This is a genomic window from Actinoplanes aureus, assembly GCF_015704865.1.
Taxonomy (GTDB): domain Bacteria; phylum Actinomycetota; class Actinomycetes; order Mycobacteriales; family Micromonosporaceae; genus Actinoplanes; species Actinoplanes aureus.
This window is the reverse complement of the sequence record NZ_JADQTO010000019.1, coordinates 74124-97791: the sequence shown is the minus strand read 5'-3', so window position 1 is coordinate 97791 and position 23668 is coordinate 74124. Positions and strand designations below refer to the sequence as shown.

Here is a 23668-nt window from a genome sequence, read left to right as displayed (position 1 = left end):
TTGGTCCCCCTCTTTCACCGTATTGTTCACCCCTGCTGGGGACGAGATCAGCCCAACGCCTCGAACAGATGCCCCATCCGGTCCCGCTTCGTCCGCAGGTACCGGACGTTCTCCGGGTGCAGCCGGACCGGAAGTGACTCACGGCCGGTGACGCGCAGCCCGTACCCCTCAAGCCCGGCTCTCTTGGCCGGGTTGTTGGTGAGCAGGCGCATCGAGCGCACGCCCAGGTCGTAGAGGATCTGCGCGCCCGTGCCGTAGTCGCGGGCGTCGGCCGGCAGGCCGAGCTCGAGGTTCGCGTCCACCGTGTCGAGGCCGCGGTCCTGCAGCTGGTACGCCTGGAGCTTGTGCAGCAGGCCGATGCCGCGTCCCTCGTGCCCGCGCATGTAGAGCACCACCCCGCGGCCGGCCTCGGCGACCCGCTCCAGGGCCGCGTCCAGCTGCGGCCCGCAGTCGCAGCGCTTGGAGCCGAAGACGTCCCCGGTGAGGCATTCCGAGTGCACCCGGACCAGCACGTCCTCGCCGTCGCCCAGGTCACCGAAGACCAGCGCCACGTGCTCGCCGTTGTCCGCCTCGGTGCGGTAGCCGACCGCGGTGAAGACGCCGTGCTCGGACGGCAGCAGGGTCTCCACCACCCGCTCCACCTGTGAGCGGTTCTGCTCCCGCAGGTACGCCACCAGGTCGGCGATGGTGATCAGCGCCAGGTCGTGCTCGGCGGCGAACCGCTCCAGGTCGGGACGGCGCTGCATGGTGCCGTCGTCGTTGACCATCTCGCAGAGCACGCCGGCGGGCCGGCAGCCGGCCAGTACCGCCAGGTCGATCGCCGCCTCGGTGTGCCCGGGGCGGCGCAGCACGCCCCCGGACTTGGCCCGCAGCGGGACGATGTGCCCCGGCCGGGACAGGTCGTCGGGCTGCGTCTCCGCCGAGGCGAGCAGCCGGATGGTACGGGCCCGGTCGGCCGCCGAGATGCCGGTGCTCACACCGGTCCGGGCGTCGACGGTCACCGCGTACGCCGTACCCCGCTTGTCCTGGTTGGTGTGGAACATCGGCGGCAGGTCCAGCCGGTCCGCCTCGTCCTCGGGCAGCGGCACGCAGATGTACCCGGATGTGTAGCGGACCATGAACGCGACCAGCTCCGGCGTGGCGTGCTCGGCCGCGAAGATCAGGTCACCCTCGTTCTCGCGGTCCTCGTCGTCCACCACGATCACCGGCTTGCCGGCCGCGATGTCCTTGATAGCGCGCTCGATGCTCTCAAACATTGCGGCTCCCCAGCATCTTCTCGACGTACTTCGCGATCACGTCGACCTCGAGGTTGACCGGATCGCCGATGGCCTTGCTGCCCAGCACGGTGTGCTTGGAGGTGGCCGGGATCATCCCGACCTCGAAGGTGTCGTCGGTCACCGTCATGACGGTGAGCGACACCCCGTCTACCGTGATCGAGCCCTTCTCGACCACGTACTTCGCCAGGTCGGCCGGCAGCGAGAAGCGCACGACCTCCCACTGGTCGGCCGGCTCCCGCGCGATGATCTTCGCGACGCCGTCCACGTGGCCCTGCACCAGGTGCCCGCCGAGGCGGCTGCCCAGCGCGGCGGCCCGCTCCAGGTTCACGTTGCTGCCCGCTCGCAGCACCCCGAGCGAGCTGCGCCGCAGGGTCTCGCCCATCACGTCGGCGGTGAAGACCCCGTCCACGTTGTCGATCACCGTGAGACAGACCCCGTTGACCGAGATCGAGTCGCCGTCCCTGGCGTCCGAGGTGACGAGCGGGCCGCGCACCGCGATGACGGCCGAGTCCTCGCTGCCCTCGGTGAGCCGGACGACCTCGCCCAGCTCCTCGACGATTCCGGTGAACATCAGGTCTCCTTCAGTGGTGGGTGGTCGGAGGGCTTCTGCCGCAGGGTGGCGGTGAAGCGCAGGTCGCCACCGATCTGCGCGATGTCGGTGAAATCCAGTTCCAGGGCGTCGGCGATGGTGCCGACCCCGGCGTCCACCAGCGCGGCCCGGCCGTCGCCGAGGAGTTTCGGCGCGATGTATCCGATCACCCGATCGACCAGTCCGGCCGACAGGAAAGCGCCGGCCAGGGTCGGGCCGCCCTCCAGCAGGACGTTGCGCACGCCCCGCGCGTACAGGCCGGTGAGCAGCGTGTTCAGGTCGACCCGGCCGTCCGGCCCGGTGCCGGCGGCGGCCAGGGTGACGATCCAGGTGGATGCGGCCGCGTCACGCACGCGAGCGTTTTCCGGGGTACGCCCGGACGAGTCGACCACCACCCGCAGAGGCTGCTTGATCGCGAGGGTGCCGTCGCGCAGGTCCCGGACGGTGAGTTGCGGGTCGTCGGCCACCACCGTGCCGACCCCGACCACGATCGCGTCCACCGTGCTGCGCAGCACGTGCACGTCGGCGCGGGACTCGGCCGAGGAGATCCACTGGCTGGTGCCGTCGGCGGCGGCCGAACGGCCGTCGAGCGTCGCGGCGAACTTCCAGGTCACATAGGGCCGGCTCCGGCGCACCGCGGTCAGCCAGGCGATGTTGCCCTGCTCGGCCTCCTGCCGGCGAACACCGGTGGCCACGTGGATGCCCGCGGCGCGCAACCTGGCCGCCCCGCCCGCGGCGACCGGCGTCGGGTCGTCGACCGCGATGACCACCCGGCGCACCCCGGCGGCGATCAGCGCGTCCGAACACGGTCCGGTACGCCCGGTGTGGTTGCACGGCTCCAGAGTGACCACGCAGGTGCCGCCCCGGGCCCGCTCGCCGGCCTGAGCCAGGGCGACGATCTCGGCGTGCGGCCCGCCCGCGTACGCGTGGAACCCCTCACCGACGACCTCGCCGTCCGGGCCGAGCAGCAGGCAGCCGACGACCGGGTTGGGACTTGTCGTGCCGAGGCCCCGGGCGGCCAGCGCAATCGCGCGGCACATCGCCTCGTCCTCGGTCACCATGAACGGTCCTCTCACGCGGAGCGGTCACGCGCTGAGAGGTTGCGGGAGATAACGCCGGGAATCGGACAGATGGGTACGCTTCGCGCACCCCGTCCGGGAACGAGCCGTAGCGGCACGCCCCCGTCCGATTCCGCGCGCTGTCTCCCATCCGGACTGTCTGATCGAGCGGCCTGCCGCCCGATCAACCGTCGGCCCCGGAGTCTCACCAGGTCCACCGTCCGTCAAGGTGCATCGACGTCCGGGTCGCGGGCTTACCGATGCGAATGCATCGGATCACCGCCGGTTCGGAATTTCACCGAGTCCCGCCAGCGCGTGGTGGGTTACCCCCGAGTCTTGCACGCGGCGACGATTTTGCCACCCGGTGCGCGAGCTACCTCACACCCGCTTGTCGACCATGGCCCCGACCAGCGCCGCCGCGTGCTCCAACTCGTCCTCGGTGTTGTAGTAGTGCGGCGAGAACCGGACCAGCGGGTGCACCCTGCGGAACTCGGTGTCGAGCTGGTTGTCGTCCGCCTCGGTGGCGGTGACGTTGACCCCGGCAGATGCAAGCCGGGTCACCACCTCGTCCGCCGGCACCCCGTCGACCTTCGCGGTCACGATGGCACAGCGCACCGCACCCAGGTCGTACGTGGTCACGCCCGGGGTGTCGTCGAGCAGACCACGCATCCGGGCGCCGAGTCCGATCGCCCGCCGGCCGATCTGGTCCAGCCCCAGGTCTAGCGCCTGCCGTACGGCAACGCCCAGCCCGACGATGTTGATGTAGCTGTTCTCCCAGGTCTCCAGCCGCCGGGCGCCGGGCACCCAGGAGAAGCCGCGGTCGCCGTCCCACACCGCCGACCGGATCTCGGCGACGTGCGGGTCCAGCCGGTCCAGGGCCGACTCGCGGACCCAGAGGAAGCCCGTGCCGCGCGGGCCGCGCAGGAACTTGCGGCCGGTGCCGCAGAGGAAGTCGCAGCCGATCGCCTCGACGTCGACCGGGAACTGCCCGACCGACTGGGTGGCGTCCAGCAGGTACGGCACTCCGGCCGCCCGGGCGATCCGGCCCACCTCGACTGCCGGGTTGACCAGGCCGCCGGAGGTGGGCACATGGGTGAGCCCGATCAGTTTGGTCCGCTCGTCGATGAGCCCGGCGAGTGCGGCGGTGTCGAGCTGGCCGTGCTCGTCGTTCGGCACGACCACGACCTCGGCGCCGGTCCGTCGGGCGACCTGGAGGTAGGCGTACACGTTGCTGCCGTATTCCGCCGTCCCGGTGAGGATGCGGTCGCCGGGGCTCAGCGGCAGCGAGTAGAAGGCCGCCTGCCAGGCGTGGGTCGAGTTGTCGAAGAGCGCGATCTCCTCCGGCCGCCCGCCGAGCAGCTCCGCCAGCGCGGCGTAGGTGTCGGCGATCTGGCCGGCCGCGGCGTCGGCCGCCTCGTAGCCACCCAGTTCCGCCTCGGCCCGCAGGTGCGCGGTCATCGCGTCGAGCGTGGGCTGAGACATCAGCCCGGCGCCCGCGTTGTTGAGATGGAGCCGGTGCTTGCAGCCCGGCGTGATCGCACGCAGCGCGTCAACATCCATGACCATCACCATCGCACATTCGCCCGGGTAGACACTGTCTACGCACTTTGATAGACAGTGTCTATGGACCTCGACCAGGGATTACGCGCCCGGTTGGTGCGGACCGGTGCCGAGCTGCTGCAGAGCGAGGGCCATGCCGCACTGTCCCTGCGGGAGATCGCCCGCCGCGCCGGCGTCTCACACGGCGCGCCCCGCCGCTACTTCCCGACCCATCTCTCGCTGCTGTCCGCGATCGCCCGGTCCGGTTTCGCCGACCTCTCCGACCAGATCGACGCCGCCCTCGCCGCGGCACCTCCCGAGCCGCGCGCCCGGATCGCCGCACTCGCCGGGACCTACCTCGGCTTCGCCGCGACCAACCGCGGCATGTTCGAGTTGATGTTCCGGCACGACCTGCTGCAGAGCGGCTACCTCGGGCTGCGCGAGGCCGGCCTGCCGCTCTTCCGGCTGCTGGCCGGCCTGGTCGCCGAGGTCCGGCCGGCGAGCGGGCAGCGGCCCGAGGTCACCGCCGGCGTGCTGTGGGCCGCGTTGCACGGCATGGCCGAGTTGCGTAACTGGGGCAGTCTCCAGCTCGCCACCGGCGCCTCCGACCCCGCACCGTTCCTGGACGCCATCCTCACCGCCCACCTGGGAGCCGCCGAATGACCCGTACGCCGCCGCTCTACGCACTGACCGACCGCACCCTCGGCACCCTGGTCCGGGCGATCTGGCGTCCCGCCGTCACCGGTCTGGAGCATGTACCGGCCGGCACCGGGGCGATCCTCTGCGCCAACCATCTCTCCGTCGGCGACCAGCTCTTCCTCGGCCTGACCGCGCCCCGGCACGTGGCGTTCTGGGCCAAGGCGGAGTACTTCCGCACCCCGGGACTGCGTGGTGCGATCACCCGATCGGTGGTCACCGGAATGGGTGCCATCCCGGTCGAGCGTGGCGGTGGGCGCGCGGTGCTGGCCGCCTTCGACGCCGCGGTGCCGGTCCTGCGCGCGGGCGGCCTGGTCGCGGTCTTCCCGGAGGGCACCCGATCGCCGGACGGGCGGCTCTACCGAGGCCGGACCGGGGCGGTACGGCTGGCGGCACAGGCGGGCGTCCCACTCGTACCGGTCGGCATCCGCGGCACCGAGCCGCGCAGCTCGGGCCGCCGCGCGGTGGCCATCGCGTTCGGCCCCGCCCTGCCCGCTCCGGATCCCAGCCCGCAGGCCGCGGAGGTGCGGGCGCTCACCGACGTACTGCTGGCCCGGATCCAGTCCCTGACCGGCCAGGAGTACGTCCCCCAATACGCACCTACTCGATCTCCTTCCGGCGCCGGTCGATAGCAACGTAGGAGCCCGGCTGCGACTTGGCCACCTTCTTCATCTCCGAGGCGACGGCGATCACCACCCGGGGGTCGGCGAACCGGCGCCCGTCGGCGGTCGCCTGCGCCACCCCGATCGACAGGGTCACCAGCGCCGCCTTCTGCTTGTTCCCCCGGCGGTCCGGCACCTCGATGAAGCCGCGCTGCGCGTCCTTCGGCTCGTAGAGCATGTCGGCCGCCTTCTCGAAGTCGGTGACCGTCCGCTTCGTCAGCGGCAGCACCTGCTCCGGTGCGCAGATGAAGACGAAGTCGTCGCCGCCGATGTGCCCCAGGAAGATCGACGGTTTGCCGGTGTCCGCGCTGGCCCGCTGCAGGCTGCGCGCCAGCGCGATGATGAACTCGTCACCCCGGTCGAACCCGTAGACGTCGTTCACGCTCTTGAACCGGTCGATGTCGATGTAGCCGACCGAGTACTCCCCGCCGTTGCGCATCCGCTCGCCGATCTCGCGCCGGACGCGGGCGTTGCCCGGCAGGCCGGTCAGCGGCGACACCTCGCGGGCGTCCTTGTGGCGGCGCAGCGTGGTGGTGACCCGTGCGAGCAGCTCCGCGTTGTCGAACGGCTTGACCAGGTAGTCGTCGGCGCCCGCGGTGAGGCCGACCACCTTGTCCACGGTCATGCTCTTCGCGGTCAGCATGATCACCGGTAGGGCCGAGGTGAGCGGATCGGCGCGCAGCCGGCGGATCAGCTCGACCCCGTCCATCCGCGGCATCATCCAGTCGACGATCGCCAGGCCGGGCCGGTGGGTCTCCATCATGTCGAGCGCCTCCTGGCCGTCCCTGGCCCGGATCACCTCGAAACCCTGCACCTTGAGGTTGAACTCGACGAAGCTGGCGATGTCCTGGTCGTCGTCGACCACCAGGATGAGATCGGGACCCTCCTCCGCCTCCAGTTCGAAATCGGTGTCGGGTCGCGGCTCAGCCGTGCTCATCGCACCCTTCCTGCGCACGCCGGGAGATAAAGCTCGATGATGGGCCCCCGGAGCCGCTCACGCCACCCCCATCTTCGCGGCGGCCAGCGCCCGCAGCTTCCGCACGGCCTCGGCCGGGTCGGCGGCGCCGTAGACGGCGGTGCCCGCCACGAACGCGTCGGCACCGGCCTCGGCGGCCTGCTCGATGGTGTCGGCCGCGATGCCGCCGTCCACCTCGACCCGGACCTCCAGCCCGCCGACCGCGATCCGGCGGCGCACGTCACGGACCTTGGCCAGCATCTCCGGCATGAAGGCCTGACCGCCGAAACCCGCCTTGATCGTCATGATCAGGACGGTGTCCAGGTAGGGCAGCAACTCCAGGTACGGCTCGACCGGGGTGTCCCGGTCGATCGCCAGCCCGGCCTTGGCCCCCGCCGCACGCAGCGCCTTGGCCAGCGCCACCGGGTTCTCACAGGCCTCGGCGTGGAAGGTGACGTTGTACGCCCCCGCCTCGGCGTAGCCCGGCGCCCACCGCTCCGGATCCGTGATCATCAGGTGCACGTCGAACGGGATGGTGGTCGCCTTGCGCAGGCTCTGCACGATCGGCAGGCCGAGCGTGAGGTTCGGGACGAAGTGGTTGTCCATGACGTCCACGTGCACCCAGTCGGCAGCTCCCTCGATGGCCCGCACCTCCTCCCCGAGACGGGAGAAGTCGGAGGCCAGGATGCTCGGCGCGATGATCGGCGATCGTTCCACGCTGCGAGTCTATGACCCGGCCTTTTCATCGTGGCCAGGGCCGCGCCGCCCCCGTGAGGGAGGCCGATCCGGCCTCCCTCACGCGGGGTTCAGCTGGTCCGCCGCAGAACCGCCAGGAACATCGCGTCGGTGCCGTGCTTGTGCGGCCACAGCTGCACGGTCGGCCCGGCGCCCAGCCCCGGCATGCCCGGTGGCAGCAGCGGCCGGGCGTCCACGAAGTCGACCTCGACGCCGCTGCGCCGGGCACCCTCGCTCACCGTGACCTGCGTCTCCACCATGTGCGGCGAACACGTCACATACGCCACCACGCCGCCCGGGCGCACCGCCCGCAGTGCCGCCACCAGCAGCTCCCGCTGCAACTTGGTGAGCGGCGGCAGGTCGGCCGGCTGCCGGCGCCAGCGCGACTCCGGCCGGCGGCGCAACGAGCCGAGCCCGGTGCACGGCGCGTCCACCAGCACCCGGTCGAACGACTCCTCGGCCAGATCCGGATCCCGGCCGACGGAACGGCCGTCCACCGGCAGCACCGTCACCGGCATGCCCTCGCAGGCCTGGTCGACAAGGCGGGCCCGGTGCTCGGCCACCTCGACCGCGGTCACCTCGGCGCCCCGGCCGGCGGCGATCGCCCCGAGCAGGCCGGCCTTGCCGCCCGGGCCGGCGCACAGGTCCAGCCAGCGGGTGTCGCGGCCCTCGATCGGCGCGGCCAGCAGCGCGGCGGCGACCAGCTGGGAGCCCTCGTCCTGCACGTGGGCGCGACCCTGACGGATCGCCGCCAGGTCGCGCGGCGCGCCGCCGTTGAGATACACCGCGTACGGCGAGAAGGCCCCGGGTACGCCGTCCACCTCGTCGGCCAGGTCGATCGCATCGGCCCGTCCGGGACGCGCGCACAGGTGCACGGCCGGCGGCTGGTTGTCCTCGATCAGCAACCGGGCGGTCTCGTCCAGGTCGCCGCCGAGCGCCTCGGCGAACGATCGGATGATCCACTGCGGGTGGTGGTGCATCACCGAGAGGTTGGCGATCGGGTCGCTCTCGTAGTCCGGCGCGACCCGATCCAGCCACGCCTCCAGCGTGGTCTCGGAGATGGTGCGCATCACCGCGTTGGCGAAGCCGGACGCTGCGGGAGCCACCGAACGCACCAGGTCGACCGTCTGGTTCACCGCGGCGTGCGACGGCACCCGGGTGTACAGCAGCTGGTAGGCGCCGAGCCGGAGCGCGTCCCGGGCCGGCGGGTCGATCCGCGAGACCTCCCGGCCGGCCGCCTCGGCGACGATCAGGTCGAGGGTGCCGAGCGCACGGAGCGTCCCGTACGTCAGCTCGGTCGCGAACGCCGCGTCCCGCCCGTGCAAACCCATCCCGCCGAGGATCTCGGCGAGGACCAGGTTCGCGTACGCGTCATCGCGATGCACCGCCGCGATCGCCTCGTACGCCGCCTGCCGTGCCGGATCCGACGGTGGGCGACCGGCGCGCGGAGCCCGCCCGCTGCGGTCGTCCCGGGAATGGCCGGGACCGGACGGCCGGATCGGCCGTCCACCATGCGGCCGCGAAGCCCGGTGTTCTGTCAAGAGAGCTTCTCCCCAGCCTCGATACGCATGCCGCGCGCCCAATCGGTGGCGGACATCGGTTTCTTCCCGGCGGCCCGGACCTCGCCCAGGATCACCGGGGTGGTCGCGGTACCGGCCAGTACCTGCTTACGCTCCACCAGCAGCTCACCCGGCCGCAGGTGCGGGACGTTGGCCACCGGCCGGACCGGTCCCAGCTTCAGCCGCTCGTCGCGCAGCGTGGTCCAGGCGCCCGGCGCCGGAGTGCACGCCCGGATCCGCCGGTCCACCGCGAACGCCGGGTCGTCCCAGCGGATCCGGGCGTCCTCGACGGTCAGCTTCGGTGCGAACGTGATCCCGTCGGCCGGCTGCGGGTGTGCCCGGGCGGTGCCCGCCTCGATCGCGTCGAGCACCGCGACAAGCAGTCCCGCGCCCTCGACGGCGAGCCGCTCCAGCAGCATGCCGGAGGTGTCGTTGAACCGGATCTGCTCGGTCAGGGTGCCGAAGACCGGGCCGGTGTCCAGCCCCGCCTCCAGCTCGAAGACGCTCGCGCCGGTCACCTCGTCGCCGTGCAGGACGGCGTGCTGCACCGGCGCCGCGCCACGCCACGCGGGCAGCAGCGAGAAATGCAGGTTCACCCAGCCGTGTTTCGGGATCTCCAGCGCGCTGGGTGGCACGAGTGCGCCGTACGCCACCACGGGCACACAGTCCGGCGCCAGCGCGCGCAGCCGCTCCTGGAACTCGGGGTCGCGCGGCTTCGCCGGGGTGAGCACCTCGATGCCCCGCTCGTCGGCCCAGGCACCGGCGGGCGAGCGGACCAGGCGGCGGCCACGACCGGCGGGCGCGTCCGGGCGGGTCACGACGGCGATCAGCTCGTGCCCGGAGGCGGCGATCGCGTTCAGGCTCGGCACGGCGACCTCGGGAGTGCCCGCGAAGATCAGGCGCATCGAGTCACCGCCCGAGCCCGAAGATGCCCTGGCCGTGCGGGCTCTCCTTGATCATCGGGGGCTTCGCCGCGTCGTACCACTCGGCGGAGCGGATCTGCCTCATCGCGTCCTTGCGGGCGGCGGCGTCCAGCCGGTCCAGGAACAGCACTCCGTCCAGGTGGTCGGTCTCGTGCTGCACGCAGCGGGCCATCAGGCCGGTGCCGACCAGCTGGATCGGGTCACCGTGCTCGTTGAAGCCCGCCGCGATCACGTTCTGCCGGCGCTTGGTGTCGATGTAGATGCCCGGGATGGACAGGCAGCCCTCCGGGCCGTCCTGCTCCTCGTCGTCCGGGAAGGAGAGCACCGGGTTGACGATGTGCCCGACCACGTCATCCACGTCGAACGTGAAAACCCGCAGGCCGACGCCGAGCTGCGGCGCGGCCAGTCCGGCGCCGCCCTCGTCCTGCATGGTCTCGATCAGGTCCTTGACCAGATTGCGCAGTTCCTTGTCGAAGTCGACGACGGAATCGGCCGGCGTGCGCAGCACCGGATCGCCGAACAGACGGATGGGCTGGACGGTCACGCGGCAGTACTCCTGACTCTGGTGAACAGCACCCGACCAGTCTACGGAGTGCCGATGCTCAGAACAGGTCGGCCGGATCCACCTGGACACGCACGGTCAGCGCCGCCTTACGTGCGCTGCGCACGGCGGCCGCCTCGTGCAGCGCGTGCGCCAGCTCGGCCGCCCGGGACCGGGACACCCGCAGCAGCATCCGCTCCTGGTCGTCGGTGGCCGGCACCGGGCCGAGCACCTCGACATCGTCTCCCAGGCGGGCCAGCGAGAGCAGCTCGGACACGGCGGCTGTCTGGCCCGTCACGCTCGCCATCCGGGCCGCCGGCGGGAAGCCGAGCTCGCGCCGTTCGGCCAGCTCACGGGCGGCGAACCAGCCGGGATCCCAGCGCAGCAGGGCCTGCACCGGTGCCAGCGAGGCGTCCGCGACCACGATCACCCGGCCACCCGCCGAACCGGGCCGGGCCAGCGCCGCCGCGTTCAGCCAGCGCCGCATCGTCTCCTCCGCGGCGCGCAGGTCGGACCGGCTCAGCAGGGCCCACGTGTCAAGCAGGAGGACCGCACCGTAGCCACCGTCGGCGACCGGCTCGGCCCCCGGCGTGGCGACCACCACAGCGGCCTCGGCCGGCACCGTGGTCAAGATCTCGTCCCGGCCCGAGGTGCGCACCGGCGCGCCCGCGAAGGCGCGGCCGAGCTCCTCAGCCGTACGCCGGGCCCCGGTCACCGAGGCGCGCAGCCGCCGGCCCTCGCAGACCGGGCACGCGAAGGCCGCCGACGCCCGCCCGCACCAGTGGCAGACCGGAACGTCCCGCGCGCCGTGCAGGCCGAGCGGTCCGGAGCAGTGCGGGCACCGCGCCGGGGTGCGGCACTCGGCGCAGGCGATCGCCGGCAGGTATCCGCGGCGGGGCACCTGCACCAGCACCGGCGCGTCGGCCTGCAACGCCTGCCGCGCCGCCTGCCAGGCCAGCGCCGGCAGCCGTGCGCTGACCGCGCCGGGATCGCGGGCCAGCTGCGAGTCGTCGCCGGTCGGCGAAATCGCCGGCGACCGCTCCCGCAGGACCGGGCGCGGCGCGGCGATCTCTTTCGCCCAGCCGGTCTCCAGCAGCAGCTGCCCCTCACCGGTACGCGCGAAGCCGCCCACCAGCGCCGCGCACTCGGCGAGTTGTGCCCGGGTGAGCAGCACGTCCCGCGCGTGCGGGTAGGGCGCCCGCGGCTCGGCGTGCAGGTCGTCCCCGTCGTCCCAGATGACCACGAGCCCGAGTGTCGGCGCCGGCGCCCACATCGCCGCCCGGGTGCCGGCCACCACCGGAACCTGATGACGGCTCGCCTTGAGGAACCGCCGATATCGCTCCGCCGGGCCGACCGCCGCGTTCAGAGCGACGTGCCGCCCCGCACCGAGCACGGCACCGAGCGCCTGGTCCACCCGGTCGAGGTCGCGAGCGTCCGCCACCACGATGACGACACCGCGTCCGCCGCGCACGGTGGCCGCGGCCGCCTCCGCGATCCGCAGCGGCCAGTCCTCCCCGGGCAGCGCCGACCAGACCGCCCGAGGGGCCCGGCCCTCCTCCAGCGCCCGCAGAAAACCCGCCCCCGCCAGGTACGCATCCCACCCGCCCGCCGCAGGCTCCACGACATCCACCACAGCGTCACCCGGCGACGGGGCGGGCCCGGCCGGCGCGGCCGGCTCGGGCGGCGGGGCGGATCCCGCCGGGTCGGGTGGGGAAGCGGCCTGGGCCTCAACCCGCGCATGCCGGGGTGGCACCGCGAGCCGCAACACATCAGCGAGATTGCCCGCGTATCGGTCGGCCACCGCCCGGGCCAGCCGGGCCACCTCCGGGTCCAGCACCTGCTCGGCGGAGACCACCTTCTCCAGGTAGGCCAGCTTGCCCTCGTGCTCGGACCGCTCGGCGCGGGCCAGCAGGAATCCGCTCACCAGCTGCCCGGCGAACCGCACCTTGACCCGCACGCCCGGTTGCGCGGCCTCGTCGTCGCCGGTGGAGACCAGGTAGTCGAACGGTCGGTCGAGGTGCGCGAGCGGCATGTCGACGCAGACCCGGGCCACGGGCAGCCGCTCGGCCGGCTCCCGCTCGCTGCGCGTTCCCTTGCTCGCCATCGCCGCACATTCTGCCCGCCCCCTCTGACACTTCCCGCCGGAAGCCGCGCCACGCGCCCGGATTCACACCCGAGGCCAGCGCGACCTGGCCGATCAATCGATGTCTATCAAATTGAGGAATGTCTATAGTCTCCGGCATTCGAGACCCAGACGGGGGTGGGACCCTTGCGCCATCGATTCCTCGGCAAAACCTTCCTGACAGCCGCATTCGCCGTCCTGGTCGCCGTGCCCGGCGTCGTGACCTGCCCGCCGGCAGCGGCGGCCGCGGTGCCGCCGCCGACCGTGGGCGCCTGCTCCGACATGACCACGCCGGAGGAGAACCACGCCTCCATCCGGCTGCGGATCGACGAACCGGCGGACGGCGCGGAGGCCGCGGTCGACGAGAACGGCCGGATCGCGATCAGCGGCGTCCTGCACAAGCAAGCGACCATGATCGACGTCTCGGACGAGCGGGTGGTCGCGACCGACATCGCCATCGGCGAGCCACCCGAGGACGTGGCCGCCTGGGCATCCGGCTGGACCACCAGCCTGCGCCCGCCGCACCTGGGCCCGAACCAGGTGTGCGCCCGCGCCGAGCGTGACCCGAAGAGGAGTGCGCGCGTCCTGCGCTCGTTCACCGTGGTCGACCGGATCCCGCCGAGCAATGTCACCGGCCTGTCGGTCAGCGAGATCACGCCGTACTCGGCCAGGGTGAGCTGGGGCGCGGCCACCGACAACTACGGCCTCGCCGGTTACGACGTCTCGGTCGACGGCGGCACACCGCGCCGGACCACGGCCGGCACCCGCACCTACCGGATCACCGGACTGGCGCCGTTCACCAACCACACCGTCTCGGTGGTCGCGGTGGACCTGGCCGGCAACCGGTCACCGACCCCGGCGACGGCCTCCTTCCAGACCGAGGTGGAACCGCCGCCGCCGAGTGGTGACCTGACCTTCGCGCCGCAGGACGGTGGCGCCACCGCCTCCTGGCACACCTACCTGCCCTCCGACCCCGGCGTCCGGGACGTCAGCTATCGCGCCTACCTGGACAACCAGCTGGTCGAGGAGTTCCCGCTGGACACGTACTGCGCGGCGGAGCTGTGCAGCTTCGTGATCGAACCGCTCGAGGCGGGTACGCCCTACACGTTCCGGGTCGACGCGATACGCCCGGACGGCGAAGTGGGACGGTCGCTGAACGGCACGTTCCGCACCACGGCCGTCGAACGCTCGGTGTCCCCTGAGATCACCCAGATGAACGCCAGCGAGAGCACGCGGTGCGCCGCCGGCGGCGGTGACTTCTACCTCTCCACGGACGTACGCGGCAGCGTGCAGATCCCCGAGGGCAGCAGTCAGGTCTTCGACGGCTGCTACCGGGCGCCCGACTCGAGCTGCATCGACGACTTCCTCCCGCCGACCGACGACGCCGAGGTCGCCGAGTGCGAGGACGACGTCACGCGGACCCTCTACGCCTCCGCACCGCCCGGCCGGGGACCGGTGATCTCGTCGATCGACGACCTCCCGAGCACCGCGAGCGAGCCGCGCCTGTTGCTCGCCGGGCCGGTCGCACCGGTCGCCTGGTGTCTTAGTTCAGGTGCCTGCACCATCCTGCTGGCACCGGCGGCACAGGCCGCGGAGGCCACCGCGGTCGCCGCCGGCGCCGGCGCGCTCGGCAGCTTCCTCGTGGTCGCGGCGGCCGGGATCGGCATCGGCATCGTGCTCGGCCTGTTGCTCGCCATCCTGTTCCCGTCCCCGATCGGCATCGGGGGCATCCTCGAATATCCGATCGATCCGGACACCGACTTCGACACCTTCGACAACTGGGGCGCCGACGAGGGCGAGTGGTACAACAGCCTGAAGGTGTACGCCGAGGTGATCAAGACGACGAAACTGATCACCGAGCGGGACAACCTGCAGTTCGCCTGGGGCAATCTGGACGACGCGCTGCTCAAGCGCACCATCGACCGGGCGTGCACGGCCCAACAGGGCGGCACCGGAGCGGCGGCCGGCTGCGACGAGGACTTCGCCGTCTACGTGCCGGGCGCTCGCAACTACAAGCTCGCCGACATGTCACAGACCGCGGGACACATCGTGGCGGCGATGGGCGACGGGTTCCCGCAGCCGCCGACACGGATGCAGTGGTACTGGCCGGCACGCAGCGTCAACGGCCAGAAGGCGCGCGACGCCGGATACAACCGCAACTGGTTCGACACCGACGTGAAGTTCCAGCCGAACATCTGCAACACACGTCCGCGGGGGCAGGTCTGTGACGAGTTCCCGTTCTGGACGACGAACCAGGCGGTCGACCTGTCCGGCATGGTCGCGTCGCTGAAGCCGGTGCCGGGGGCGGAGTCGCTGCCACAGGCCACCGACATCATCGGCTTCCACAACAAGTGCCGGGTGGACGACAACGAGCACTTCATCGTCCTGCCGCTCAAGCCGTGGGTGCAGGCGAACGGGCCCAGCTTCGGATTCCGGGTCAGTGCCGGCGGCGCTAGCGTGTGCATGTCTCCGGCGCAGCCTTAGGGGTGAGCGATGCTCGACGACATGGGCGACCTGCGTGACGCGGTGGCGGGGTACCGTGCGGCGGCCATCGCCGCGGGCCTGACCTGGTCCGCCACCGCCCAGCCCGGAGAACCGTCGGACCTGGTCCACCGGCTCTTCGACGTCGACCATGTCGCCGAGCAGCTCATCTGGCTCCACTCCCAGGGGTGGGACGCCCGGCTCCTGCCCAACGGCGGCTATCTGCTGCCCTGGCCGGCCGGGGGGAGCGAGGCGCTGGAGAGTCTGGCGTTCTCGATCGGGACGCCGTTCCGGTGGCGGCAGCAGGTTCCGCTGTTCCACTTCGACTTCCTGCTCTACACGTTCGTGCTCGCGGGCGACCACGAAGGGGAGATCTGGCGGTACGAGATCTCCCCCGACGCCTGGGACACGGTTCGCGCCGCCACCAGCCTGGCCGGCCTGTTCACCCAGTGGACGAGAGGCATCGCCACCGGTGTGGTCGTCCACGCCGGCCACACCGGGTGGCTCCAGGTCGGCGACGGCGTGCACCGCGACGTCGACATGCTCCTCGAGCGGATGCCCGATCTCGATCCGCTGGCTTTCCCGGTCTCCATGCCCGAGCAACCACTGCTGCGCGAGCGGCAGCGCGAGTGCGGGGTCGACATGGACCGCATCGAGCGCGGCTTCGACTGCCACGAGGAGCTTCTCGACGCCATCGCCGCGACCCGCGCGTCTCTCGGGGACTGATCCCGCTCAGTGGGTGAGGCAGCTGACCCGCTCGTTGACCAGATCGATCTCCACGACGTCCGGGAAGCGCAGCTCCGACCAGAACGCCGCCGGGTCCGGGTCGAGCCGGTACCTGCTGGCCATCCACACGGTCGGCGCCAGTCCGTGCGTACCGATGATCAATGTGCGGCCCTGGGCCGCGGCTGCCGCAGCGTGCCGCACGACCGCCGCGTCGAAGCGGGCGACGACCTCGGCCTGCGGCTCCCAGCCCTCCGGGCAGGCGCCGCCGACGTACGCCAATGCCGCCGCGTGGTAACCCTCGTCGCTGAACCACACGTGCGGCCGGTGCACCTCGGCCAGGCCGGCGTCGGTCAACACGTGCTGCGCGCCGGCGATCTCCTGCATGGTCTGCACCGCTTTCGGCTCGGTGCTGGAGACGTAGTACGCCGGGTGGCTGATGTGCAGCCGCAGCAGCCGGGCGGCGACCCGGCTGTCCCATGCCAGCGGCCACCGATCGGCCGGTATCTCCGGATCGACCGCCGGCCTCGCGTGCCGGACGATGATCACCCGTTCTCCCTGGACCGCCGCGCCGCTCATGCGCAAGGACACGGAAACCAGGTCCGCGGAGATCAAAGGAGAGCCGGCGCCGTGGAGACCACGGCACCGGCTCTCGCGAGAAACGGGCTCAGGAAGCGGCGTTCTTCAGGTCCTGGGCGCGGTCGGTGCTCTCCCACCGCAGGTCCGGCAGCTCCCGGCCGAAGTGGCCGTAGGCGGCGGTCTGCTGGTAGATCGGGCGCATCAGGTCGAGGTCGCGGATGATCGCGGCCGGGCGCAGGTCGAAGACCTCGGTGATGGCCTTCTCGATCCGCTCGACCGGCACGTTCTCGGTGCCGAAGGTCTCGACGAACAGCGAGACCGGGTGAGCCTTGCCGATCGCGTAGGCGACCTGGGTCTCGCAGCGCTCGGCGAGGCCGGCGGCCACCACGTTCTTGGCGACCCAGCGCATCGCGTACGCCGCGGAGCGGTCCACCTTGGACGGGTCCTTGCCGGAGAAAGCGCCGCCACCGTGCCGGGCGTACCCGCCGTACGTATCGACGATGATCTTCCGGCCGGTGAGGCCGGCGTCGCCCATCGGGCCGCCGATCTCGAAACGCCCGGTCGGGTTGACCAGCAGCCGGTAGCCCTCGGTGTCGAGGCCGAGGCCCTCCAGCTCGGGGCCGATCACGTGCTCGCGGACGTCCGGGGTCAGCAGCGACTCCAGGGAGATGTCCGCGGCGTGCTGCGAGGAGACGACGACCGTGTCGAGGCGGACCGGGCGGAGCCCGTCGTACTCGATGGTGACCTGGGTCTTGCCGTCCGGCCGCAGGTAGGGAATCGTGCCGTCCTTGCGCGCGGCGGAGAGCCGGCGGGCCAGGCGGTGGGCGAGCGCGATCGGCAGCGGCATCAGCTCGGGCGTCTCCGAGCAGGCGAAACCGAACATCATGCCCTGGTCGCCGGCGCCCTGCGAGTCCAGAACGTGGTCGGAGTCGCCCTCACGCAGCTCGATGGCGCTGTCCACACCCTGCGCGATGTCCGGCGACTGGGAGCCGATCGAGACACTGACGCCGCACGACGCGCCGTCGAAGCCCTTCTTGGACGAGTCGTACCCGATCCGCAGGATGGTGTCGCGCACGATGCTGGGAATGTCGGCGTAGGCCTGCGTGGTGACCTCACCCGCCACGTGCACCTGGCCGGTGGTGATGAGGGTTTCCACCGCGACGCGGCTACGCGGGTCCTGCGCGAGCAGGGCATCGAGAATACCGTCGCTGATCTGGTCAGCGATCTTGTCCGGGTGGCCTTCCGTGACCGACTCGGAGGTGAACAGGCGGCGTGCCACGGTGCTCCTCAGCTTTGTCGAATACAACGTAACGCGGAAGTGTAGTCAGCCCCGCCGAGCGTCACTGTCCTGGGCATCCAGGCGTGCCACAACGTGGTCAAAAATCATATCGGCCACATCGTCTTTGGGTAGTTCACCGAGGGCGGCGGTGGCTCCGTCCGCACCCAGCAGCGTGACTGTGTTCCGGTCCTGGCCGAAAACCAGGCCGGGACCAACCTCGTTAACGACGATCAGGTCCGCACGTTTCTTCACCAGCTTGGCACGGGCGTGCTCCAGCGCGTCGTGCGTCTCGGCCGCGAATGCGACAAGTATCTGACCGGGGCGTTTCGCGGCACCCAGTTCGGCCGCGATGTCCGGGTTCGTGGTGAGGACGATCGGGGCGGGCGTACCGTCCTCGGTCTTCTTGATCTTCTGCGTCGCGACCGCCTCCGGGCGGAAGTCGGCCGGCGCGGCCGCCATCACCACGACGTCCGCCGACCCGGCCGCCTCGACCGTCGCCTTGCGCAGTTCCTCGGTGGTGCCGACCCGAACCAGCTCCACGCCGGCCGGGTCGGGCAGCGACACGTTCGCCGCGATCAACGTCACCCGGGCGCCCCGCGCCGCCGCCGAGCGAGCCAGCGCGTAGCCCTGCTTGCCGGAACTGCGGTTGCCCAGGAAGCGCACCGGGTCGAGCGGCTCACGGGTCCCGCCCGCGGTCACCACCACGTGCCGGTCCGCAAGATCAAAATCAAGACCCCTGCGGTGTACGCGCAACGCGTACTCGAAAATCGCCGCCGGATCCGGTAGCCGCCCCTTGCCGGTGTCCTTCCCGGTGAGCCGCCCCACCGCCGGCTCGATCACGATCGCACCGCGGGCCCGCAGCGTCGCCACATTCGCCTGCGTCGCCGGGTTCTCCCACATCTCGGTGTGCATGGCCGGCGCGTACACGATCGGGCAGGTCGCCGTGAGCAGCGTGTTGGTGAGCAGGTCGTCGGCGATGCCGTGCGCGGCCTTGGCGAGCAGGTCGGCGGTGGCCGGCGCGACCACGACCAGCTCGGCCGCGCGGCCGATCCGCACGTGCGGCACCTCGTGCGCGTCGTCCCAGACCTCGGTGGCGACCGGGCGGCCGGAGAGCGCCGCCCAGGTCGGCTCGCCCACGAACTTCAGCGCGGAGGCGGTCGGCACCACCCGCACGCCGTGCCCCGACTCGGTGAAGAGCCGCAGCAGCTCACACGCCTTGTACGCGGCGATGCCCCCGCACACACCCAGGACGACCTCAGTCACACCGGCACCTCACAAAACGAACGATCCCGCGGCCCAGGGATCGGGACGCGGGATCAGGCGATGAACGACGATTACGGGTTGTCGGTTGCCTCGGCGGTCAGCAGCCCGGCGTTGATCTCACGCATCGCGATGGAGAGCGGCTTCTCCTGCGGGGTGGTCTCGACCAGGGGGCCGACGTACTCGAGCAGACCCTCGCCGAGCTGGCTGTAGTAGGCGTTGACCTGGCGGGCGCGCTTGGCCGCGAAGATCACCAGCGAGTACTTCGACGAGGTCTTGTCGAGGAGCTCGTCGATCGGCGGGTTGGTGATGCCTTCGGGGTTCGCGATGGTTCCCACTGTGGTAAATCCTTAATGCTCGTGAGCCTGTGCCGGCGTCAAATAAGACGAACCGAGCAAGCCTACCAGCTCGTCGGCGGCCCGCTCGACGAAGTCGTTCACCACGGTGACGTCGAACTCCGCCTCGGCGGCCAGCTCCTCGTCCGCGTGCGCCAGACGGCGCTTGATGGTCTCCGCGTCGTCGGTGCCCCGGCCGATCAGCCGGCGCTGGAGCTCGTCGACGCTCGGCGGCGCCAGGAAGACCAGCTGGGCCTCCGGCATCGCCGCCCGGACCTGGCGAGCGCCCTGTAGGTCGATCTTCAGCAAAACGGGCCGGCCCTGCTGGAGCCAGCCCTCGACCTGTGCGCGGGGCGTGCCGTAGAGGTTGCCCGCGAATTCCGCCCATTCCAGCAGCTGGTCGCCGTCGATCAGGCGCTGGAACTCGGACCGGGTCACGAAGTGATAGTGCTCGCCGTCGGTCTCGTAGTCGCGTTTCTTGCGTGTCGTGACCGACACCGACAACCGGATCCAAGGCGAGCGCGCCCGGATCAGCTCGATCACACTGTCCTTGCCGACCCCGGAGGGGCCGGACAGGACGGTGAGGCGGGCTGCCGGGCGCGCGTCGTCATCCATGCTCACGGCTCATTCCTACACGAGCCCATGAGTCAGTTCGCAGCGAACTCCCCCAGGAGGGCCTTGCGCTGCTGGTCGCCGAGACCCCGGAGCCGGCGGCTCTCAGCGATCTTCAGCTTCTCCATGATCTGGGTCGCACGGATCTTGCCGATGCCCGGCAGCGCCTGAAGCACGGCCGAGACCTTCAGCTTGCCGACGACCTCGTCGCCCTCCGCGCGGTCGAGCACGGCGGCGAGGGTGGTCTTGCCGGACTTGAGCTGTTCCTTCAGCTCAGCCCGAGCCTTGCGGACTTCCGCGGCCTTCTCCAGCGCAGCTTGGCGCTGTTCGGGGCTCAGTGACGGGAGCGGCACCAGTTCTCCTCAGGTCCCTTACGCGGCGGTAGCAATACCGGCGCTTCTGTGAAACGTGGTGTGCCAGGGAACCAAAGGGGCATGTGGTTCCCGGCGCCCGGAAAACTAGCGGTCAACGGCGCTTTCGGCAACGTGGGGGTACCCCCGGTTCGGCTGTCCGAGAGCCTGGTAAGCAGGCCGTTTCACCCAAGAGCGGAACGACAGTCGTCAAGAACACGGGCCGTCGCGGCCCTCAGATCGCCGATCTCCGGGCCCGCCGCGAGAACCTCGCGTGAGTACGACGGCAACACGTTCCGCAGGCTCTCGCCGAAGACCGCGCGCAGGTCGGCGGGGGTGGCGCCCTGGGCTCCGAGGCCCGGCGCGAGCAGCGGACCGTTGACTTCGGAGAGGTCATGACCGGTCTCGCCGATCGTCGCGCCGACCACCAGCCCGAGGCTTCCGAGCGGCGACACACCCGCGTTGACCTGCGAAATCTCGTCGATCACGGTCTGCGCGACGGTTTTTCCGGAAGCCGTGACGGCGTGCTGGACGGCCGGTCCCTCGGGGTTCGAGGTCAACGCCAGGACGAAGACTCCGCCGCCGTGAGCGGCCGCCAGGTCGAACGCCGGCTGCAATGAGCCGACTCCGAGATAGGGACTCACAGTAATCGCGTCAGCACGCAGAGAACTCGCCGGATCCAGATAGGCGGACGCGTACGCGGCCATCGTCGAGCCGATGTCGCCACGTTTCACGTCGAGAAGAACCAGCGCGCCGGCCTCTCGCGACTGTCGGATAGTTGACTCAAGAATCGCGACGCCACGTGACCCAAATCTCTCAAAAAACGCGGACTGTGGTTTCAGAACAGCCACCCGATCGGCCACCGCGTCGACCACCGTACGGCTGAAGCGTTCGAGGCCGGCGATGTCGTCGGAGAGGCCCCAGCGGGCCAGCAGCGCGGCATGCGGATCGATGCCTACGCAGAGCGGGCCACGCTCCGCGACGGCCGCGTGCAGTCGTTCGCCGAAGGTTTCCATCGCTAATTCCCTCTCCAGTGTCAGGTAGCCGCCACCGCGGCGGTGATGCCCGCGGTAATGCGGGCCAGATCGGCGTCGTCCGCTACGTACGGCGGCATGGTGTAGATCAGGTTCCGGAACGGCCGCAGCCAGACGCCCTCGGCGACCGCGGCCGCGGTCGCCTTCGGCATATCCACGTCGTGGTCCAGCTCGACCACGCCGATCGCGCCCAGGACGCGGACATCGGCGACCCCTCGCGCGCCGCGCAGCGACTCCAGGCCGCCTTTCAGCCGATCTTGAATATTTTGTACGCTTTTCGCCCACCCGCCATCACGCAAGAGGTCGAGCGACGCACCGGCCACAGCACAGGCCAGCGGGTTCCCCATGAAGGTCGGGCCGTGCGCCAGCCCGCCGCCCTCCCCCGCCGAGATCGCCGCCGCCACCTCCGCCGTGCACAGGGTGGCCGCCAGGGTCAGATATCCCCCGGTCAGCGCCTTGCCCAGGCACATGATGTCCGGGCTCACCCCGGCGTGATCAGCACCGAAGAACCGCCCGGTCCGCCCGAACCCGGTGGCGATCTCGTCGAAGATCAGGAAGACGCCGTGCGCGGCCGTCGCCGCACGCAGCACCCGCAGGTACTCCGGATGGTGGAACCGCATCCCGCCCGCGCCCTGCACCACCGGCTCGACGATCACGGCGGCCAGTTCGTCGGCGTGCCGCTCGATCAGCCCGGCCAGCTCGTCCGCGTAGGCGGGGTCGTACTCCGCCGGAGGTGGCCCGGCGAAGACCTGGGCGGGCAGCACCCCGGTCCAGAGCGAGTGCATCCCGCCGACCGGGTCGCACACGCTCATCGGGTGGAACGTGTCGCCGTGGTAGCCGCCCCGCCAGGTCGCCAGCCGCTGCCGTCCGGGGCGCCCGAGCGCCCGCTGCGCCTGCAACGCCATCTTGATCGCCACCTCGACCCCGACCGAGCCGGAGTCGCAGAGGAAGACGTGCTCCAGCCCGGGCGGGGTGAGCTCGACCAGGGTGGCGGCGAGCCGGATCGCCGGTTCGTGGGTGAGCCCGCCGAACATCACATGGCTCATCCGCCCGGCCTGCTCGGCCAGGGCGGCGTCCAGCACCGGGTGCCGGTAGCCGTGGATCGCCGCCCACCAGGACGACATGCCGTCGACGAGCTCCCGCCCGTCCGCCAGGCGCAGCCGCACCCCTTCGGCGCTCTCCACCAGGTAGGGGTCGCCGCGCCCGGGCATCGGGCCGTACGGGTGCCAGACGTGCGCACGGTCGAGCGCGAGCAGCTCGCGCTCGTCCGCCCCGATGCTCATCTGGCGCGGTGCGACCGGATCGGGCGGGCGCTGCGGGCGACCGCGCGGACCAGGTCCGGACCGCGATAGATGAAGCCGCTGTAGAGCTGCACCAGCGAGGCACCGGCGTCGAGCAGCCGGGACGCGTCGTCGGCCGACATGATGCCGCCGACCCCGATGATCGGCAGACGGCCGCCGGTCTCGTCGTGCACGAACTTGACCACCGCCCGGGACCGCTCGGTGAGCGGCTTGCCGGACAGCCCGCCGGCCTCGCCCGCCAGGTGCTGGTCGGACTCGGCGAGCCCGTCCCGGGCCAGGGTGGTGTTGGTCGCGATGATGCCGGCCGCGCCCTGCTCCAGGCAGACCTCCAGGAGCTCGGCGATGGCCGGCTCGGTCAGGTCCGGGGCGATCTTCACCAGCACCGGCACCGGGCCGTTCAGCGCCTTCAGCAGGGCCGCCATCGAGTCCTTGTCCTGCAGGGTGCGCAGGCCCGGCGTGTTCGGCGAGGAGACGTTGACGGCGATGTAGTCCGCGTACGGGTGCAGCAGCCGGTAGGACGTGAGGTAGTCGTCGACGGCCTCGTCGAGCGGGGTCACCTTGGACTTTCCGAGCGAGACACCGAGCGGCACCGGCAACGGGCCGACGGCGGCCAGGCGCTCGGCGAGAGCGGCCGCCCCCTCGTTGTTGAAGCCCATCCGGTTGATGATCGCCGCGCTCTCCTTCAGCCGGAACAGACGCGGGCGGTCGTTGCCCGGCTGCGGCTTGGCGGTGACGGTGCCCACCTCGACGAACCCGAACCCGAGCGCCGGCCAGGCCGGCAGCGCGATCCCGTTCTTGTCCATCCCGGCGGCCAGGCCGACCCGGTTCGGGAACCGGACGCCGAACACGTCCACCGGAGCCGAGAAGGCGTACCGGCTGCGCAGCGCGGCCAGGGCCGGCGCCGGGAGCGAGGCGAGCCGCTTCAGCGTCCACTCGTGGGCGTGCTCGGCGTCGCCGCCGCCCAGCCGGAACAGAACCGGCCGGGCGACGTCGGTGAACAGATTCACTGTGCTGACCTCGGCATGCTCTCCTGGCCCTCGCCTGCGAGGCCATAGCTC

Annotated in this window: 23 protein-coding genes and 1 riboswitch; of the genes, 4 read left to right on the top strand and 19 right to left on the bottom strand. The window is 71.3% G+C overall.

Annotated features, from left to right (window positions below; genetic code table 11):
• Positions 1-47 precede the first annotated feature (47 nt).
• From I4J89_RS32815 to I4J89_RS32800, 4 genes are all read right to left on the bottom strand, one after another.
• Positions 48-1256, bottom strand: a complete 1209-nt coding sequence (locus I4J89_RS32815; protein ID WP_196418017.1) for a bifunctional 3,4-dihydroxy-2-butanone-4-phosphate synthase/GTP cyclohydrolase II — start codon at positions 1254-1256, stop codon at positions 48-50.
• Positions 1249-1848, bottom strand: coding sequence for a riboflavin synthase (locus tag I4J89_RS32810; RefSeq protein ID WP_196418016.1), 600 nt, complete (start codon positions 1846-1848; stop codon positions 1249-1251). The genes I4J89_RS32815 and I4J89_RS32810 overlap by 8 nt, the downstream gene beginning before the upstream one ends.
• A complete protein-coding gene (gene ribD, locus I4J89_RS32805) occupies positions 1848-2927 on the bottom strand; it encodes a bifunctional diaminohydroxyphosphoribosylaminopyrimidine deaminase/5-amino-6-(5-phosphoribosylamino)uracil reductase RibD (RefSeq protein ID WP_196418015.1) in 1080 nt (359 codons plus the stop codon). Before ribD ends, I4J89_RS32810 begins: the two co-directional genes overlap by 1 nt.
• Before the next feature lie 132 nt (positions 2928-3059).
• Positions 3060-3241: riboswitch (FMN riboswitch) on the bottom strand.
• A gap of 61 nt (positions 3242-3302) precedes the next feature.
• Entirely contained in the window at positions 3303-4484 is a 1182-nt protein-coding gene (locus I4J89_RS32800) for an aminotransferase class V-fold PLP-dependent enzyme (protein ID WP_196418014.1), read from the bottom strand.
• Between the two features lie 63 nt (positions 4485-4547).
• Between I4J89_RS32800 and I4J89_RS32795 the strand changes: the two genes are divergently transcribed.
• Together I4J89_RS32795 and I4J89_RS32790 are read left to right on the top strand one after the other, a co-directional pair.
• Complete coding sequence (locus I4J89_RS32795) at positions 4548-5126, top strand: TetR/AcrR family transcriptional regulator (RefSeq protein ID WP_196418013.1); 579 nt, start codon at positions 4548-4550, stop codon at positions 5124-5126.
• Positions 5123-5791: a lysophospholipid acyltransferase family protein gene (locus tag I4J89_RS32790; protein WP_196418012.1), complete on the top strand. Its 669-nt coding sequence runs from the start codon at positions 5123-5125 to the stop codon at positions 5789-5791. Before I4J89_RS32795 ends, I4J89_RS32790 begins: the two co-directional genes overlap by 4 nt.
• On the opposite strand, the gene I4J89_RS32785 is transcribed toward I4J89_RS32790, so the two are convergent.
• The 6 genes from I4J89_RS32785 to I4J89_RS32760 form a co-directional block, all read right to left on the bottom strand.
• Complete coding sequence (locus I4J89_RS32785; RefSeq protein ID WP_196418011.1) at positions 5760-6758, bottom strand: GGDEF domain-containing response regulator; 999 nt, start codon at positions 6756-6758, stop codon at positions 5760-5762. The two genes, I4J89_RS32790 and I4J89_RS32785, sit on opposite strands and share 32 nt — an antisense overlap.
• A 57-nt stretch (positions 6759-6815) precedes the next feature.
• Entirely contained in the window at positions 6816-7493 is a 678-nt protein-coding gene (gene rpe, locus I4J89_RS32780; RefSeq protein ID WP_196418010.1) for a ribulose-phosphate 3-epimerase, read from the bottom strand.
• 89 nt (positions 7494-7582) lie between these two features.
• Positions 7583-9052 carry an RsmB/NOP family class I SAM-dependent RNA methyltransferase gene (locus I4J89_RS32775; RefSeq protein WP_196418009.1) on the bottom strand — a complete coding sequence of 490 codons (1470 nt, stop codon included), beginning with the start codon at positions 9050-9052 and terminating at the stop codon, positions 7583-7585.
• Positions 9049-9975 carry a methionyl-tRNA formyltransferase gene (gene fmt, locus I4J89_RS32770; protein WP_196418008.1) on the bottom strand — a complete coding sequence of 309 codons (927 nt, stop codon included), beginning with the start codon at positions 9973-9975 and terminating at the stop codon, positions 9049-9051. Before fmt ends, I4J89_RS32775 begins: the two co-directional genes overlap by 4 nt.
• A gap of 4 nt (positions 9976-9979) precedes the next feature.
• Positions 9980-10537: a peptide deformylase gene (def, locus tag I4J89_RS32765; protein WP_196418007.1), complete on the bottom strand. Its 558-nt coding sequence runs from the start codon at positions 10535-10537 to the stop codon at positions 9980-9982.
• Positions 10538-10595: 58 nt separating this feature from the next.
• Positions 10596-12638, bottom strand: coding sequence for a primosomal protein N' (locus I4J89_RS32760; RefSeq protein ID WP_196418006.1), 2043 nt, complete (start codon positions 12636-12638; stop codon positions 10596-10598).
• Between the two features lie 156 nt (positions 12639-12794).
• On the opposite strand from I4J89_RS32760, the gene I4J89_RS32755 reads away from it, so the two are divergent.
• Together I4J89_RS32755 and I4J89_RS32750 are read left to right on the top strand one after the other, a co-directional pair.
• Positions 12795-15140, top strand: a complete 2346-nt coding sequence (locus I4J89_RS32755; RefSeq protein WP_196418005.1) for a fibronectin type III domain-containing protein — start codon at positions 12795-12797, stop codon at positions 15138-15140.
• 9 nt (positions 15141-15149) lie between these two features.
• Positions 15150-15863 (top strand): hypothetical protein, encoded by a 714-nt coding sequence (locus I4J89_RS32750; RefSeq protein WP_196418004.1) that lies wholly within the window; start codon positions 15150-15152, stop codon positions 15861-15863.
• Between the two features lie 6 nt (positions 15864-15869).
• On the opposite strand, the gene I4J89_RS32745 is transcribed toward I4J89_RS32750, so the two are convergent.
• From I4J89_RS32745 to I4J89_RS32705, 9 genes are all read right to left on the bottom strand, one after another.
• Positions 15870-16409, bottom strand: coding sequence for a histidine phosphatase family protein (locus I4J89_RS32745; protein ID WP_196418003.1), 540 nt, complete (start codon positions 16407-16409; stop codon positions 15870-15872).
• Between the two features lie 118 nt (positions 16410-16527).
• Positions 16528-17718: a methionine adenosyltransferase gene (gene metK, locus I4J89_RS32740; protein WP_196418002.1), complete on the bottom strand. Its 1191-nt coding sequence runs from the start codon at positions 17716-17718 to the stop codon at positions 16528-16530.
• Positions 17719-17763: 45 nt separating this feature from the next.
• The gene (gene coaBC, locus I4J89_RS32735; protein WP_196418001.1) at positions 17764-18981 is read right to left on the bottom strand and encodes a bifunctional phosphopantothenoylcysteine decarboxylase/phosphopantothenate--cysteine ligase CoaBC; all 1218 of its coding nucleotides are present in this window, start codon (positions 18979-18981) and stop codon (positions 17764-17766) included.
• A 71-nt stretch (positions 18982-19052) separates the two neighbouring features.
• On the bottom strand, positions 19053-19316 hold the full coding sequence (rpoZ, locus tag I4J89_RS32730; protein ID WP_015623990.1) for a DNA-directed RNA polymerase subunit omega: 264 nt from the start codon (positions 19314-19316) through the stop codon (positions 19053-19055).
• Positions 19317-19328: 12 nt separating this feature from the next.
• A complete protein-coding gene (gmk, locus tag I4J89_RS32725; RefSeq protein WP_196418000.1) occupies positions 19329-19928 on the bottom strand; it encodes a guanylate kinase in 600 nt (199 codons plus the stop codon).
• A gap of 32 nt (positions 19929-19960) precedes the next feature.
• Entirely contained in the window at positions 19961-20278 is a 318-nt protein-coding gene (gene mihF / locus I4J89_RS32720; RefSeq protein WP_111654488.1) for an integration host factor, actinobacterial type, read from the bottom strand.
• A gap of 182 nt (positions 20279-20460) precedes the next feature.
• A complete protein-coding gene (gene pyrF / locus I4J89_RS32715) occupies positions 20461-21291 on the bottom strand; it encodes an orotidine-5'-phosphate decarboxylase (RefSeq protein ID WP_196417999.1) in 831 nt (276 codons plus the stop codon).
• Positions 21292-21311: 20 nt separating this feature from the next.
• Positions 21312-22592 (bottom strand): adenosylmethionine--8-amino-7-oxononanoate transaminase, encoded by a 1281-nt coding sequence (locus tag I4J89_RS32710; protein WP_196417998.1) that lies wholly within the window; start codon positions 22590-22592, stop codon positions 21312-21314.
• Positions 22589-23617: a quinone-dependent dihydroorotate dehydrogenase gene (locus tag I4J89_RS32705; RefSeq protein WP_309238568.1), complete on the bottom strand. Its 1029-nt coding sequence runs from the start codon at positions 23615-23617 to the stop codon at positions 22589-22591. The genes I4J89_RS32710 and I4J89_RS32705 overlap by 4 nt, the downstream gene beginning before the upstream one ends.
• Between the last annotated feature and the right edge of the window lie 51 nt (positions 23618-23668).